Annotated in this window: 14 protein-coding genes; 4 read left to right on the top strand and 10 right to left on the bottom strand. The window is 66.5% G+C overall.

The features are described 5' to 3' along the window. Positions 1 to 23: 23 nt before the first annotated feature. The 7 genes from ACX12F_RS10530 to ACX12F_RS10500 form a co-directional block, all read right to left on the bottom strand. Positions 24 to 2,894 (bottom strand): DEAD/DEAH box helicase, encoded by a 2,871-nt coding sequence (locus tag ACX12F_RS10530; RefSeq protein ID WP_459369507.1) that lies wholly within the window; start codon positions 2,892 to 2,894, stop codon positions 24 to 26. Then, positions 2,878 to 3,825: a twin-arginine translocase subunit TatC gene (tatC, locus tag ACX12F_RS10525; protein WP_459369506.1), complete on the bottom strand. Its 948-nt coding sequence runs from the start codon at positions 3,823 to 3,825 to the stop codon at positions 2,878 to 2,880. The genes ACX12F_RS10530 and tatC overlap by 17 nt, the downstream gene beginning before the upstream one ends. 60 nt (positions 3,826 to 3,885) lie before the next feature. Next, on the bottom strand, positions 3,886 to 4,161 hold the full coding sequence (gene tatA, locus ACX12F_RS10520; protein WP_459369505.1) for a Sec-independent protein translocase subunit TatA: 276 nt from the start codon (positions 4,159 to 4,161) through the stop codon (positions 3,886 to 3,888). Positions 4,162 to 4,192: 31 nt separating this feature from the next. Then, positions 4,193 to 5,173 carry a helix-turn-helix transcriptional regulator gene (locus ACX12F_RS10515; RefSeq protein ID WP_459369504.1) on the bottom strand — a complete coding sequence of 327 codons (981 nt, stop codon included), beginning with the start codon at positions 5,171 to 5,173 and terminating at the stop codon, positions 4,193 to 4,195. Further along, positions 5,170 to 6,165, bottom strand: a complete 996-nt coding sequence (locus tag ACX12F_RS10510) for a helix-turn-helix transcriptional regulator (RefSeq protein WP_459369503.1) — start codon at positions 6,163 to 6,165, stop codon at positions 5,170 to 5,172. The genes ACX12F_RS10515 and ACX12F_RS10510 overlap by 4 nt, the downstream gene beginning before the upstream one ends. 69 nt (positions 6,166 to 6,234) lie before the next feature. Beyond that, complete coding sequence (pafA, locus tag ACX12F_RS10505) at positions 6,235 to 7,593, bottom strand: Pup--protein ligase (RefSeq protein ID WP_459369502.1); 1,359 nt, start codon at positions 7,591 to 7,593, stop codon at positions 6,235 to 6,237. A 53-nt stretch (positions 7,594 to 7,646) separates the two neighbouring features. Continuing rightward, the gene (locus ACX12F_RS10500) at positions 7,647 to 8,213 is read right to left on the bottom strand and encodes a TetR/AcrR family transcriptional regulator (protein WP_459369501.1); all 567 of its coding nucleotides are present in this window, start codon (positions 8,211 to 8,213) and stop codon (positions 7,647 to 7,649) included. A 115-nt stretch (positions 8,214 to 8,328) separates the two neighbouring features. On the opposite strand from ACX12F_RS10500, the gene ACX12F_RS10495 reads away from it, so the two are divergent. Continuing rightward, positions 8,329 to 9,171 carry an alpha/beta hydrolase gene (locus ACX12F_RS10495; protein ID WP_459369500.1) on the top strand — a complete coding sequence of 281 codons (843 nt, stop codon included), beginning with the start codon at positions 8,329 to 8,331 and terminating at the stop codon, positions 9,169 to 9,171. A 64-nt stretch (positions 9,172 to 9,235) separates the two neighbouring features. On the opposite strand, the gene ACX12F_RS10490 is transcribed toward ACX12F_RS10495, so the two are convergent. Continuing rightward, complete coding sequence (locus ACX12F_RS10490) at positions 9,236 to 9,442, bottom strand: hypothetical protein (RefSeq protein WP_459369499.1); 207 nt, start codon at positions 9,440 to 9,442, stop codon at positions 9,236 to 9,238. Positions 9,443 to 9,614: 172 nt separating this feature from the next. On the opposite strand from ACX12F_RS10490, the gene ACX12F_RS10485 reads away from it, so the two are divergent. Next, entirely contained in the window at positions 9,615 to 10,304 is a 690-nt protein-coding gene (locus ACX12F_RS10485) for a cupin domain-containing protein (protein ID WP_459369498.1), read from the top strand. Between the two features lie 6 nt (positions 10,305 to 10,310). On the opposite strand, the gene ACX12F_RS10480 is transcribed toward ACX12F_RS10485, so the two are convergent. Together ACX12F_RS10480 and ACX12F_RS10475 are read right to left on the bottom strand one after the other, a co-directional pair. Further along, a complete protein-coding gene (locus tag ACX12F_RS10480) occupies positions 10,311 to 10,580 on the bottom strand; it encodes a metal-sensitive transcriptional regulator (RefSeq protein WP_459369497.1) in 270 nt (89 codons plus the stop codon). A 106-nt stretch (positions 10,581 to 10,686) separates the two neighbouring features. Further along, positions 10,687 to 10,842: a DUF8730 family Cys-rich protein gene (locus ACX12F_RS10475; RefSeq protein ID WP_459369496.1), complete on the bottom strand. Its 156-nt coding sequence runs from the start codon at positions 10,840 to 10,842 to the stop codon at positions 10,687 to 10,689. 235 nt (positions 10,843 to 11,077) lie between these two features. Between ACX12F_RS10475 and ACX12F_RS10470 the strand changes: the two genes are divergently transcribed. Further along, positions 11,078 to 11,509, top strand: coding sequence for an MmpS family transport accessory protein (locus ACX12F_RS10470; protein WP_459369495.1), 432 nt, complete (start codon positions 11,078 to 11,080; stop codon positions 11,507 to 11,509). Then, on the top strand, positions 11,506 to 14,346 hold the full coding sequence (locus ACX12F_RS10465; protein WP_459369494.1) for an MMPL/RND family transporter: 2,841 nt from the start codon (positions 11,506 to 11,508) through the stop codon (positions 14,344 to 14,346). The genes ACX12F_RS10470 and ACX12F_RS10465 overlap by 4 nt, the downstream gene beginning before the upstream one ends. The last annotated feature ends 2 nt before the right edge of the window (positions 14,347 to 14,348 follow it).

The raw sequence follows: 14,348 nt of genomic DNA, 5'->3' as shown, positions 1-14,348 counted from the left end.
CTGCGGTCACAACAACCCTGCGATCACATGGTGTCTATGGCAACGACGCCCCGACGTACCGCACCGATGGCCCGTTTGGCCGTGGCGCGCAACTGCGGCGATGGCGCGGCGATGCGCACCTGGTCCAGCAGGTCCAGCACCTGGCGACACCAGCGCACGAAATCGCCTGCGGGCAAAGCATTTCCATTGCCGTTATCGGACATCAACAGCGCCGCGGTGAGGTCTCCGTAGGTCGCCCAGCTGTACATCGCTGCGGCGAACCCGGCGTCGGGTTCCCGGCTGAACGGCAGTCGATGCCTGCGCTCGTCACCCCGGATGTCGGTCCACAACCCGCGGGTCTTCGCCAGCGCCCGCCGCACCTCGTCGGTGACCTGCTCGGAGCCCGGCGGCACCGTCGGGCCATCACCGCGCGACTCGAAAAGCACGGCCGACAGCACCGCGGCCAGCTCGGCCGGGTTGAGTCCGTCCCACGCACCGCCCCGTAGGCACTCGGCGACCAGAAGGTCACTCTCGCTGTAGATCCGGGCCAGCAGCCGGCCGTCGTCGGTGACCGCGGGTTCGCCCTCTGCCCCCTCGATGAAACCGCGCTCGCTGAGCAGCGCCGTGATCCGGTCGAAGGTGCGAGCCAGCGAGTTGGTGGCCGCCGCGACCTTCTGCCGGGTCTGGTCGTTGTCACGTTCGATGCGTAGATAGCGCTCAGCGGCACGCACTTTGGCCTCGCGGTCGGGCAGCTGATGTGCGGGGTGGCGGCGCATCTGCTCGCGCAGACCCGCCAATTCCGGATCGATATCCGGCGTCGTTGCTTCCCCGGCGCCGCGGCTGCGCCGCACTGACGGCACGTCGAGCGCTTCGGCCGCTGACAGCAGCGCCGACGCCAGGTCGCGGCGCACCTTCGGCTGCCGGTGTTCCACCCGCTTGGGCAGCGACATGCTGCCCAGACGCTGTGATGTGCCCGCGTAGTCGGCAGCGGAAATCCTTCCCGCCCAGCGATGTTCGGTGAGCACCAGCGGCCTGGGGTCGTCGGCGTCGAATGCCGGCTCCAGCACCACGGCCAATCCGCTGCGGCGGCCGAGGCCGATGGCGATGACGTCGCCCCGCTTCAGCGCGGCCAGCGCGTCGTTGATGCCCTTGCGCCGCGTCAGGCGGCCGGCCCGCGACTGCGCCCGCTCACGTTCGGTGATGCTCGCCCGCAGCCGGGCGTACTCCAGCACGGAGTTCCAATCGACACCCTGCGCTGAATCCGAACTCTCGCGTTGCTCGGCCGCGATCTCGGCGAGCATCCGCTCACCGCGCTTGATGCCGCGCACCAGTCCGGTGACCGACCGGTCCGCCTGGTACTGCGCGAACGACTGCTCGAGCAGCCGGTGCGCCGCCGCCGGCGTCATGTGCTGAACCAGGTTGATGGTCATGTTGTACGACGGCGCAAAGGAACTGCGCAGCGGAAACGTTCGCGTCGACGCCAGGCCGGCGACCTGGGCGGGGTCGGCCATCTCGTCGGTGGCATGCCACAGCACGACAGCGTGGCCCTCGACGTCGATACCGCGGCGCCCGGCACGGCCGGTCAGCTGGGTGTACTCCCCCGGCGTCAGCGGAGCGTGTTGTTCGCCGTTGTACTTCACCAGCCGCTCGAGCACGACGGTGCGGGCCGGCATGTTGATACCCAACGCCAGGGTCTCCGTGGCGAACACGGCCTTCACCAGCCCCGCGGTGAACAACTCCTCGACGGTGTGCCGGAACACCGGCAGCAGGCCGGCGTGGTGGGCGGCCAGGCCGCGCAGCAGCCCTTCGCGCCACTCGTGATAGTCGAGCACCGCCAGATCGGACTCGGCCAGATCGGCGCAGCGCCGGTCGACGATCTCGGCGATCCGGTCGCGTTCGGCCTTGTTGGTCAGCCGCACCGCCGACCGCAGGCACTGCTTGACCGCGGCATCGCAGCCGGCGCGGGAGAACACGAACGTGATGGCCGGGAGCAGGCCGGCCTGATCCAGCGTGCTGATCACATCGGGACGGCTGGGTGGCCGGTACATCGCGGGCCGGCCGCCAGAACGTCCGCGTCCGTCTCCGCTTCGCCCCCGCGGCTGCCAGTCCATCAGCCGGTCCGCCTCGCGGCGGTGCGCGATGTGCCGCAACAACTCCGGGTCCACGCGAGCAGCCTGTTTGCCCGAGCCCTTACTGCCACCTGCCCCCTTGGACAGGTCGAACAGGTCGAAGAGCCGCTTGCCCACCAGCATGTGCTGCCACAGCGGGACCGGGCGATGTTCGTCGACGACGACCGTGGTGTCACCGCGGACGGTCTGGATCCAGCCGCCGAACTCCTCGGCGTTGCTCACCGTCGCCGACAGGCTGACCAACCGCACTTCCTCCGGCAGGTGCAGGATCACCTCTTCCCACACCGCGCCGCGCATGCGGTCGGCCAAGAAATGCACCTCGTCCATCACGACGTAGGACAGGCCGTGCAGCGCAGGGGAATCGGCGTAGAGCATGTTGCGCAGCACTTCGGTGGTCATCACCACGATGTCGGCGTCACCGTTGATCGCCTGGTCACCCGTGAGCAGGCCGATGCGGTCAGGCCCGTAGCGGGCCACCAGATCGTTGTGCTTCTGGTTGCTCAGCGCCTTGATCGGCGTGGTGTAGAAACACTTGCGGCCGGCGGCCAGCGCCAGATGCACGGCAAACTCGCCGACGACGGTCTTGCCGGCACCGGTCGGGGCGCAGACCAGGACGCCGCGACCGTTCTCGAGCGCCACACAAGCCTTTGTCTGGAAACCGTCCAGGGTGAACGACAGGCCCGCGGCGAAGTCGCGCAGCTGCGGGCCGGGCTCGGTTTCGACGGATACCGCCGCGCCCGTCGGGATCGGCGGCTCCGCCGCCCGAAACTCAGGTGGCGTCGTCATCGATGGTCAGCCGGGTCGGCGCGGGCACGGCAGATGGCGCATCGATGGGTTCCACCGACCCGATCGGGGCGGCCTCGTCGTCCGGAACGGCCTCGGCTTCGAACCGGGCCTTGCGCCGGTCGTGGAGCCGAGCGACCTGGATCGACAGCTCCAGCAGGACCGTCAACGCCAGGGACAGCGCCAACATGGAGAACGGGTCCGAGCCGGGCGTCACGAACGCGGCGAACACGAACAAGCCGAAGATCAGACCGCGGCGCCAGGCCTTGAGCTTGTCGTAGGTGAGCACTCCGACCAGGTTCAGCATGATGATCAGCAGCGGAAACTCGAAGCTGATGCCGAACACGATCAGCAGATTGATCAGGAAACCGAAGTACTGCTCACCCGACAGCGCGGTGATCTGGACGTCGCTACCGACGGTCAGCAGGAACGACAGCGCCGTCGACAGCACGACGTACGCCATGACCGCGCCCGAGACGAAGAGCAGCGCGCCGACCCCGACGAACAGCGACGCGAACCGGCGTTCCTTCTTGTACAGGCCGGGGGTGATGAACGCCCAGATCTGGTAGAGCCACACCGGGCAGGCCATCACGACGCCCGCCGCCGTGCCGACCTTGAGGCGCAGCATGAACTGGTCGAACGGCGCCGTCGCGAGCAGCCGGCACGCGCCGTCCGGAGCGATGGACGCACGTGATGAGGCAGGGAGCGAACAGTACGGGCCGCGGAGCCAGTCACCGAGGCTCGGTAATCCGAAGAAACTGTGCTCGTACCAGAGGAAGCCGACGACCGTGGTCAACAAGATCGCGATGACAGCGATCAGCAGACGGGTCCGGAGCTCTTCGAGGTGATCGACGAGCGACATGGTGCCGTCAGGATTGACCCGCGACCGTCGACGGCGCGGGTCAAGCTTTCGGAGAATTCCAGGTGCTGGCACGTGTGTATGTAGGAGCCAACCGCCGCGTGCGTTGGGCCTGCGGCGGGATCACGGCAATGGTCAGGCCGGGTGCTTGTCGGTGGCGTCCGGCGCCGGCTGCGGTGCGGGTGCCGGATTCTCGACGCGCTCAGCAGTGATGGGCCTCGGACTTGGGTGTGCGCCGGGCTGCACGGTCGATTCCCCGGAACCGTCCGACTGCATTTCCTTCAATTCGGACTTGAAGATGCGCATCGACTTACCAAGCGAACGCGCGGCGTCCGGCAGCTTCTTCGCGCCGAAGAGCAGCACGAACACCGCGATGACGATCAACCAGTGCCACGGTTGCAAACCGCCCAATTTGGGTCACCTCCAGATGTTGAGGCCGAGTCTACTCGCCGAGACCCGGTTCATATGCCGCCAGCGCCGCTACCGCGGACTCCCGCACGCGGTCGGCGAGCTCCGGCGGGTCCAGGACCCGGACCGCTGAACCGAAACCGAGCACGAATCGGGCCATCCACTCGTCCGACGCGTAGGTCATGGTGGCTTCCCAGCTGCCGTCGGGAATCTCTCGCTGCACCGCCAGCGGGTAGTAGTCGAACATCCACGACGCCGACGAATCGATCAGCAGCGTCGCCACCGGCAAGCTCGGGTCCGCGGTCTCCGGGGAGAACAGCGACGTGTCGGGCTCGGCCTGCACTGCGGGCGCCGGGGGTGCCGCGGGTTCGTCCAGGGCGGTGGCGTCGACGATCCGGTCGAAGCGGAACAACCGCACGCCCTCGGCGGTGCGACACCAGGCCTCCAGGTAACTGTGATCGCCGATGAGCGCCACCCGGATCGGGTCGACGACTCGCTGCGAGATGGTGTCGTGTGAAGCGGAGTAGTACTCCAGGGACAAGGCCCGTTTGTCCCGGACCGCGGCCCGCACCGCCGCGGTGGCCTTGTTCTCGACATCTCCGGTGACCTCTGGCGCCGGGACCGCCGCCGCGGTTGCCCCGGCGGTACCGGCCGCGGCCTCGATCTTGGCGATGACGCTGCGCGCCACGTCGGGGTCGACGACGCCGGGCACGTCGACCAGCGCGCGCAGCGCCATCAACACGCCGGTGGCCTCCGGCGAGGTGAGCCGCAACGCGCGGTCCATCCCGGCCGAGAAGATCACCTCGATGGTGTCGCCCTCGAAGTCGAGGTCGATCAATTCGCCGGGACCTCCGCCGGGCAGCCCACAGACGAACAGCTGCCAGAGGTCGGCCTCCAACTGCTTTCGCGTCACGCCCAGATCGGCAGCGGCCTTGGTGTGGCTGACGCGCGGATTGGCCTGGAAATACGGGACCATGTTCAACAGCCGCACGAGACGGGTGGACACGTTACTCATGATTGAAGGCTCTCCCCCGCCTGCGCGCGCAACCGACCGATCACGTTGTCCCGCAATGACTTCGGCTCCAGCACCACAGCGTCGGCACCATAGCCGGCGATCTCACGGGCCAGCCGGTCGACCATGCCGATGTCGACGACGATCTCGTCGCCGTCGCGCCCGCCGCGCGCGCTGGGTGACGTGGTGACGGCCTGCCGGCGCAACGCCGTCGCACGGCCCGCGGCCACCCAGATCCGGGCCTGCTCGCCGGCCGGCCATTCTGCGACCGCGCGGTGCACGATGTCCCGCAGGTTGACGCCGTCGGGCCGGGTGAACGCGCGGTCGGGCCCCACGGCGCGCACTCCGGCGGCGATGCGGGACACCCGGAAGGTGCGCGCGTCGTCGCGGTCCCGATCGTGGCCGACGACGTACCAGCGGCCGCGGTAGGTGACCACGCCCCACGGCTCCAGCGTGCGGTCGACGTACGGCGCGCCCCGGTTGGGGCGATGTGCGAACTGCACCGCGCGACCGGAGTCGATGGCGGACAAGAGAATTCCCAACGCCTCTTCGGAGCCGCGCAGCCCCGGGGTGGCGCCGGTGGTGATCGCGACACCGGCATCGGGCGCGTCGACGTCCACGCCCGCGGCGCGGAGCTTGAGCAGCGCGCTCTGGGTGGCGGTCACCATCTCCTGCGACTCCCAGAGCTGGGTGGCGATCGCGACGACGGCCGTCTCGTCACCCGTCAGTTCCACCGGCGGCAACTCGTAGGCGGTGCGGTTGATGCGGTATCCGTCGTTGACGTCCATCATCGAGGCGCGTCCGGTCTCCAGCGGGATACCGAGGTCACGCAGCTCGTTCTTGTCCCGTTCGAACATCCGGGAGAACGCCTCGTCGGTCGGCGGGTCCTGGTAGCCGGTGACGTTGGCCCGGATCTGCTCCGCGGACAGGTAGCTACGGGTGGACAGGAGCGCAATGACGAGGTTCATCAACCGCTCAACCTTGGACGTCGTCACGTCCAACAGACTAAGTGGTTGCTGTGGGCTGGCAGCCCACCGCCGCGCCTTCATACGCGACGGCACCTGTCACATGCTGGCGATCAGCCGGTTCACCCGCTCGTCGACCGACCGGAACGGGTCCTTGCACAGCACCGTGCGCTGCGCCTGGTCATTGAGCTTGAGGTGCACCCAGTCGACGGTGAAGTCACGCCCGGCTTCCTGTGCGGCCGTGATGAATTCGCCGCGTAGCTTGGCCCGGGTGGTCTGCGGCGGGATGTTGACCGCTGCGTCGATCTCCTCGTCGGTGGTGATCCGGGCGGCCAATCCCTTGCGCTGCAACAGGTCGAACACCCCGCGTCCACGCTTGATGTCGTGGTACGCCAGATCCAGCTGGGCGATCTTGGGATCGGACAGCTCCATGCTGTAGCGATCCTGGTAGCGCTGGAACAACTTCCGCTTGATCACCCAGTCGATCTCGGTGTCGACCTTGGCGAAGTCCTGGCTCTCGACGGCGTCGAGCTGGCGGCCCCACAGGTCGACGACCTGCTCGAGCTGCACGTTGGGCTCCCGGGTCTGCAGGTAATCCACGGCGCGCGAGTGGTATTCGCGCTGGATGTCCAGTGCCGAGGCCTGCCGTCCACCGGCCAGTCGCACGGCGCGGCGTCCGGTCAGGTCGTGGCTGACCTCGCGGATGGCCCGAATCGGGTTGTCCAGCGAGAAGTCCCGGAACGGGACGCCCGCCTCGATCATCTCCAGCACTAGCGAGGCGCTGCCCACCTTGAGCATGGTGGTGGCCTCGCACATGTTGGAGTCGCCGACGATGACGTGCAGCCGGCGGTATTTCTCGGCGTCGGCGTGCGGCTCGTCGCGGGTGTTGATGATCGGCCGGGACCGCGTCGTGGCGCTGGAGACGCCCTCCCAGATGTGCTCGGCGCGCTGGCTCAGACAGAACGTCGCGGCCTTCGGGGTCTGCAGCACCTTGCCGGCACCGCAGATCAACTGACGGGTGACCAGGAACGGCAGCAGCACATCGGAGATCCGGGAGAACTCGCCGGCCCGCACGATGAGGTAGTTCTCGTGGCAGCCGTAGGAGTTGCCGGCCGAGTCGGTGTTGTTCTTGAACAGGTAGATGTCGCCGCCGATGCCCTCGTCGGCCAGCCGCTGCTCGGCGTCGACCAACAGGTCTTCCAGCACGCGCTCGCCCGCGCGGTCGTGGGTGACGAGCTGCGCGAGGTTGTCGCATTCGGCGGTCGCGTACTCGGGGTGGCTGCCTACGTCGAGGTACAGGCGTGCACCATTTCGCAGGAAGACGTTGGAGCTGCGCCCCCACGACACCACTCGCCGGAACAGATACCGCGCTACCTCGTCAGGGCTGAGCCGGCGGTGACCATGAAATGTGCAGGTCACGCCAAACTCGGTCTCGATTCCCATGATCCGTCGCTGCACATGATCGAGCTTACGGGTTGGGAAGAACTATTAGGTGGGCAACGGGCCGGGCATCACCGAGAGATACCGGCGGCCTGCCGCGCGGCCCGCACGAAGGCGGCCCTGGTCGTGTCGATTCCGTCGAGGTAGCCACCCACCAGTGCGGCGTCCCGCAGTAATACCAGCGATGCCGCAATCTGCTCAGGATTGTCCCGTCCGCCGGCCGCTTCCTGCAGCGCACCGCGAAACCAGTTGCGATGCGCAGCGATGAGTTGCCGAACCGGACTGTCCGCCGCGGGGTACTCAGCTGCGGCGTTGATGAACGGACAACCCCGGGTGTGGTACCGCGCGATGTCTTCGGCGATGCCGTCGATCACCAGTTCCAGCATGTCGGTGTCAGGTCCGGCATCGGCGGCGGCATCACGGAAGTAGCCGCGGATGGTCTCGTCCTCGAGCCCGAGGTACGCCTCGACGAGGCCTTCCTTGCCCTTGAAGTGCCGGTACATGGTGGCGCGCGTGACGCCCGCTTCGGCGAGAATCCGGTCGACACCGACGGCGTGGATTCCTTCGCGATAGAACAGCTCCGCCGCAATCCGGAGCAGTCGCTCGCGTGGGCGCAAGGCCGGTTCGGCGGTGTCCATGACGCCATCCTAACCACGAGGCAGAACGTTCTTTCTGGTTTGGGGAACACATCGGAACGGGTACCGGTTCACAGTAAGAGAAAGACCGTTCTATCTACTTCAAGGAGACATTCAGATGCCCACCACGATCACCCCTCGCGAACAGGCCGACATCGACCGCGCCAACACCTCCGGGCAGCAGCCCGTCGTGTTCGTGCACGGCTTGTGGCTACTGCCGACCAGCTGGAACGACTGGCGTGCGCTGTTCGAGGAGCACGGCTTCGCGACCTTGGCCCCCGGCTGGCCGGATGACCCGGCGACCGTGGCCGAAGCCCGCCGCGATCCGTCGGTGTTCGCGCGCAAGAGCATCGGCGAGATCACCCAGCATTACGCCGACGTCATCCGCGCCCTGGACCGCAAACCCATCGTCATCGGCCACTCGTTCGGCGGCTTGATCGCCCAGAAGCTCGCCGGCCTGGGGCTGGCCGAGATAGCCATCGCGATCGATCCGGCGCCGTTCCGCGGCGTGCTGCCGCTGCCGGTATCGGCACTGCGCGCAGCCTTCCCCGTCTTCAAGAATCCGGTCAACCGCGGGCGGGCAATCACCTTGACCCCCAAGCAGTTCCGGTTCGCGTTCGCGGGCGAGGTCTCCGAACAAGAAGCGAGCAGCTTGTACGAGCGCCACTCGGTCGCCGGCTCCGGTGTGCCGCTGTTCCAGGCCGCGGCCGCCAACTTCAACCCTGCCACCGAGGCCAAGGTCAACACCAAGAATCCCGAACGCGGTCCGCTGCTCATCATTTCGGGCGAGAAGGACAACACGGTGCCCTGGGCGGTCGCCAACGCCTCCTACAAACGGCAGAAGAAGAACCCGAATGTCACCGAGATCGTCGAGATTCCGGGACGCGGACACTCGCTGACCATCGACAGCGGCTGGCACGAGGTGGCCGACGTCGCACTGAATTTCGTCCGGCGCTTCTGACTCAGAAATGGTTCCGCCCGCCCCCCAGATCGGGGGCGGGCGGAACCAGGCCGGGTCGCAGGAATCAGAACGACGTGTCCAGACCGCCCGCGCTCTGGTTGGCCTCGTCATGGTTGGAGAAGTGCTCTCCCAGCACGTACGACGAGTGCGGGTCGGTCCCGCTCGGCACCAGGGGGTCAGTGTCCGCGCCGGCGATCGGCGCCAGCAGCAGGGCGCCGGCGATGCCGGCCGCGGCGAGTCCGGGGGCGATGAACTTGATCAGGTTCTTCATGATCGGCGCTTTCTGTCAGAGTGCTCGTCCGTTCTCGGACTGCATTCATCGTCTGCTCCGACCAGGTGAAAGTCGCTACTGCAGGCACCCGTTCCGTATTGCAACTAGCCGGAAGACGCAACTGGGTGCCAGCGGTGAGGACAACGCGGCCCCACAGGACGAACCTGGCCACATGATCAATCGACGCACGATGCTCGGCGGTGCGGGCGCGGTCGGCGTTACCGCCATCGCGGGTGCGGGTGCCGGCCGCGCGTTCTCATCCCCTTTGTCCCGCAGCAACGTCGAGGACGCAACCATGACCGAAGCCGCCGCCCGTTTCGGCAATCCCCGCATCCCGGCCGAACTGGACACGGCGCAGCCGCACGTGTTTCGCCTCGGTGCGCTACCGCCCAGCGAGTTCGACGGCGGGACGTTGCGCCAGGTCTCCGAAGGAGATTGGCCGATATTGATGGGGCAGGAAGCCAGCGTGGTGATGGTGACGCTGCACCCCTGCGGAATCCGCGAACCACACTGGCATCCGAGCGCCTGGGAGCTCAACATCATCACCCATGGGGTGGCGACGTGGACTGTGCTCGATCCGCGGGGGCACTCCGAGCACTTCGAAGCCACCGTCGGTGATGTGGTGTTCACGCCCCAGGGTTCATTGCACTACTTCGAAAACAGGGGCACCCAGGACCTCGACCTGCTCGTCGTCTTCAACTCGAGTACCGAAGAAGGCAACGACGAAATCGGCATCGGCGCATCGATCAGCAAGCTGCCGTCCGACGTTCTCGGCGTCGTGTTCGGCGTGCCCGCAGACACTTTCACCAAGTTCAAGAAGATCGACCAGTCGCTGACCATCGTCAAGCGGCCGACCAGCTGAGCCGCCTCAAGCCAGCGACAGGAACAGCTTCTCCAACTCGGCCTCGGTCATCGGCGAACGGCCATCTTCGGTGCCGCCGGTGAGGCATTCGCGCAGCCCGGTGGCAACGATCTTGAACCCGGCGCGGTCCAGCGCCTTGGATACCGCCGCGAGCTGCGTGACGACATCCTTGCACTCCCGGCCCTGCTCGATCATCGAGATGACACCGGCCAACTGCCCCTGCGCCCGGCGCAACCGGGCCAGCACCGCGGCCATGGCCTCTTCATCACCAACCATGTCGCACCTACCTTTCATTGCGCTGCAGCCAACTGCCCGCAATACCCCACAGGGTATCAGCGGGCCAGCCGACGCGGCGCCACAATCCCATGACGCCCGCCACGTCCTACCGCCAGAACTTCAGGCGGGACGGCCGATCGGCCTTGGGGTGGCCGTCACACCACTGACTGGCGGGCACTGCCGCCTTGACGGCGTCCACGTGCATGCCGCAACCCGACCAGGTGGTCTTGCCGCACACCGAACAACGTTTGGGTTGACACATGTTTGAACCTTTCACTGACGAGTCCGCAGACCGTTCCCCTCATTTATACATACCCCATGGGGTATAGGTCAACGTCGTTGTGCACCATGTCACGCACGCGGTAATACCCTAGGGGGTATGGTACGTTGACTTCGCTGGGTATACCCAACGGGGTATATGAGGGCGCGACCGCGATGCGGCCGACACGCTTGCCCTGCCCACACGACAAGCAGCCCACCGGCGAAGGGATACGACGATGCCAACCGTCCTGGCGAGAATTTGGGTGCCCACCGTGGCTGTGGTGGCCGTTGCGCTCGGCGCCGCGGCAGTCACGCAACTGCGTGGCGCTTTCGGCTCCGAGCCGGTCTTCACCGCGACCGCAAGCAGCGCGGCACCACTCGAGCCCACGCACGTCAAGCGCGTGGTCTACGAGGTTTTCGGGGCCAGTGACACCGCCGGCAGCGTCAACTACCTCGATCAGAACGCGCAGCCCGTGCAGGCGAGTTTCCACGGCCTGCCGTGGACCGTCACGGTCGACACCACCGCGCCGGCCACCATCGCGAGCGTGGTGGCGCAAGGCGATGGCGGCCGGCTCGGGTGCCGGATCACGGTCGACGGCGAGGCCCGCCAAGAGCAGTCCTCGACGGGACACCACGCCCAAACCTCGTGTCTGGTCAAGAACGCATGAGCGGCGACCACAACACGCGACCGGCATACATGCGCTTCATCCGGCGGTTCGCCTGGCCGATCATCATCGGCTGGCTGCTGCTGACCGTCGCCATGAATGTGCTTGTGCCACAGATCGAGTCGGTGGCCCGCAACCATGCGGTCACGATGTCGCCTCAGGATGCCCCGGCGTTGATCGCCGCCAAGCAGATCGGCGCGACATATCACGAGTCGGATTCCGACAGCATCGCGATGATTGTCCTGGAAGGCGACCAGAAACTCGGCGCCGAAGCACGCGGCTACTACGACGGGCTGGTGCAGGCGCTGCGGGCGGATACCAAGCACGTGCAGCACGTCCACGACATCTGGGGTGATCCGCTCACCGCAGCAGGGGTGCAGAGCCGCGACGGCAAAGCCGCCTATGTGCAGTTGAATCTCGCCGGTGACCAGGGCAGTACGCTGGGCAATGAGTCGGTCGACCGGGTGCGCGAAATCGTCAGCCGCGCAACCCCTCCCCCAGGCCTCAAGGCCTACGTCACCGGCCCCGCACCACTGACCACCGACATGAACGAAGCCGCCGACAAGAGCATGCTCGTGATGATGGGCGTGACCGGCGTGGTCATCATCGCCATGCTGGCCCTGGCCTACCGCTCCGCGGCCACCGTAGCGCTGGTGCTGGTCATGGTCGGCTTCGAGATGGGCACCGCCAGAGGCTTGGTCGCGCTGCTGGGAGACCACAACCTACTGAGCTTCTCGACGTTCGTCGTCGCCATGCTGTCGTCGCTGGCCATCGCCGCCGGGACCGACTATGCGATCTTCCTGGTGGGCCGATACCACGAAGCACGCCAAGCCGGGCAAGACCCGGAGACGGCCTACTACACCATGTTTCGCGGTACCGCCCACATCATCTTGGGTTCGGGACTGACCATCGCCGGCGCCACACTGTGCCTGCATCTGGCGCGGCTGTCCTACTTCAAGGCGTTGGGCATTCCCTCTGCGCTCGGACTGGTCGTGGTCGTCGCGGGCGCGCTGACCGCCGCGCCGGCAGTCGTGGCCGTCGCCACCCGCCGCGGCCTGCTCGAGCCGAAACGGATGACCAAGACCAAGGGCTGGCGTCGGATCGGCACCGCCACGGTCCGGTGGCCTGCACCGGTCTTCGTGGCGTCCCTCTTGGTTGCCCTAGTCGGAATCATGTTCATGCCCACCATGAAACTGAGCTTCAACGATCGCTTCTACATCCCCCGCGATCTTCCGTCGAACGTCGGATACGCGGCCGCCGAGCGCCATTTCAGTGCTGCCACAATGAATCCCGACATTCTGATGGTCGAGGCCGATCACGACATGCGCAACAGCGGTGACATGATCATCCTGGACAAGCTGGCCAAGGACATCTTCAAGCTGCCGGGAATCGCGATGGTGCAGAGCATCACTCGGCCATTCGGCGGCCCGACCGAGCACACGTCGATCCCGTTCCAGGTCAGCGCCCAATCGATTCCGATCCAGCAGAACCTGCAGATCATGAAGGACCGGATGGGCGACATCCTGAAGATGAGTGACGATCTCGGCGGTCTGATCGCGCCGATGAAGCGACTGCAGACGCTGGTCGACCAGATGAGTGACTCGACGCAGCACCTCGCCGCCGACGTCCACCAGATGCACGCCACGCTCGACGAACTCCGTGACCATCTGGCCGACTTCGACGATTTCGCCAGGCCGCTGCGTAACTATTTCTACTGGGAGCAGCACTGCACCGACATTCCCGTGTGTGCGGCAACCAGATCGGTCTTCGACGCGATCGACAATGTGGACACGTTCAGTTCGGACATGACCACGCTGGGCACCGACATGGACCGCACCGTGGCCCTGCTGCCCCAGATGAAGGCGCAGTTCCCGCCGATGATCGCCACGGTGGAGTCCATGCGCGGCACGCTACTCACGCTGCACAGCACCTTCTCCGGCCTGATCACCCAGATGTCCGCCATGACCGACACCGCCGGCGCCATGGGCCAGGCCTTCGATGCGTCCCGCAGCGGAGACTACTTCTATCTGCCGCCAGAAGCGTTCGAGAACGCGGACTTTCAGCGGGGCCTGCGGCTCTTCCTCTCACCGGACGGCAAGGCCGCACGCTTCATCATCACGCACGCCAAAGACCCGGCAACCCCGGACGGCATCGCCGCGGTCATGCCGACACTCGACGCGGCACATCAATCCGTGAAGGGATCGTCGCTCACCGACGCCAAGTTCTATCTCGCCGGCACCGCGGCGATCTACCGAGACATCCAGTCGGGCTCTCAATACGACCTGTTGATCGTCGGGGCTGCCGCCTTGACGTTGATCTTCGTCGTCATGCTGCTCATCACCCGGGCACTGGTCGCGTCGCTGGTGATCGTCGGCACGGTGCTACTGTCGCTCGGCGCGGCGTTCGGTCTGTCGGTCCTGGTGTGGCAGGACCTGCTGGGGCTCGAATTGAACTGGATAGCACCTGTTTTCGGCCTGATCATCCTGCTGGCGGTCGGCTCCGACTACAACCTGCTGCTGGTCTCCCGGTTCCAGGAAGAAATCGGCGCCGGGCTGAAGACCGGCATCATCCGCTCCATGGGTGAGACCGGCAGCGTGGTCACGACCGCTGGTCTGGTGTTCGCTTTCACCATGATGTCGATGGCCGCGAGCGACCTGAGCTCGATCGGTCAGGCCGGCACGACCATCGGGCTGGGCTTGTTGTTCGACACGCTGATCGTTCGGTCGTTGATGACGCCGTCGATCGCCGCGCTGCTGGGCCGGTGGTTCTGGTGGCCACTGCGGCCGGGCTCCAAGCCTGCCGTGTCGTCCGAACAGCAGTCCGCACTGCCCGTCGGCTGACC

Source organism: Mycolicibacterium sp. HS_4_1 (assembly GCF_054515875.1).
Note: the sequence above shows the minus strand (reverse complement) of the source record. Positions and strands in the feature narration are given on the sequence as shown.

What these genes read in the sequence shown, in the direction of transcription:
- ACX12F_RS10495 (WP_459369500.1), top strand. Translation starts at nt 8,329, where the DNA reads ATGCCCACCACGATCACCCCTCGCGAACAGGCCGACATCGACCGCGCC.
- ACX12F_RS10470 (WP_459369495.1), top strand. Translation starts at nt 11,078, where the DNA reads ATGCCAACCGTCCTGGCGAGAATTTGGGTGCCCACCGTGGCTGTGGTG.
- ACX12F_RS10465 (WP_459369494.1), top strand. Translation starts at nt 11,506, where the DNA reads ATGAGCGGCGACCACAACACGCGACCGGCATACATGCGCTTCATCCGG.
- ACX12F_RS10490 (WP_459369499.1), bottom strand. Translation starts at nt 9,442, where the DNA reads ATGAAGAACCTGATCAAGTTCATCGCCCCCGGACTCGCCGCGGCCGGC.
- ACX12F_RS10475 (WP_459369496.1), bottom strand. Translation starts at nt 10,842, where the DNA reads ATGTGTCAACCCAAACGTTGTTCGGTGTGCGGCAAGACCACCTGGTCG.
- ACX12F_RS10530 (WP_459369507.1), bottom strand. Translation starts at nt 2,894, where the DNA reads ATGACGACGCCACCTGAGTTTCGGGCGGCGGAGCCGCCGATCCCGACG.
- ACX12F_RS10485 (WP_459369498.1), top strand. Translation starts at nt 9,615, where the DNA reads ATGATCAATCGACGCACGATGCTCGGCGGTGCGGGCGCGGTCGGCGTT.
- ACX12F_RS10500 (WP_459369501.1), bottom strand. Translation starts at nt 8,213, where the DNA reads ATGGACACCGCCGAACCGGCCTTGCGCCCACGCGAGCGACTGCTCCGG.
- ACX12F_RS10480 (WP_459369497.1), bottom strand. Translation starts at nt 10,580, where the DNA reads ATGGTTGGTGATGAAGAGGCCATGGCCGCGGTGCTGGCCCGGTTGCGC.
- ACX12F_RS10515 (WP_459369504.1), bottom strand. Translation starts at nt 5,173, where the DNA reads ATGAGTAACGTGTCCACCCGTCTCGTGCGGCTGTTGAACATGGTCCCG.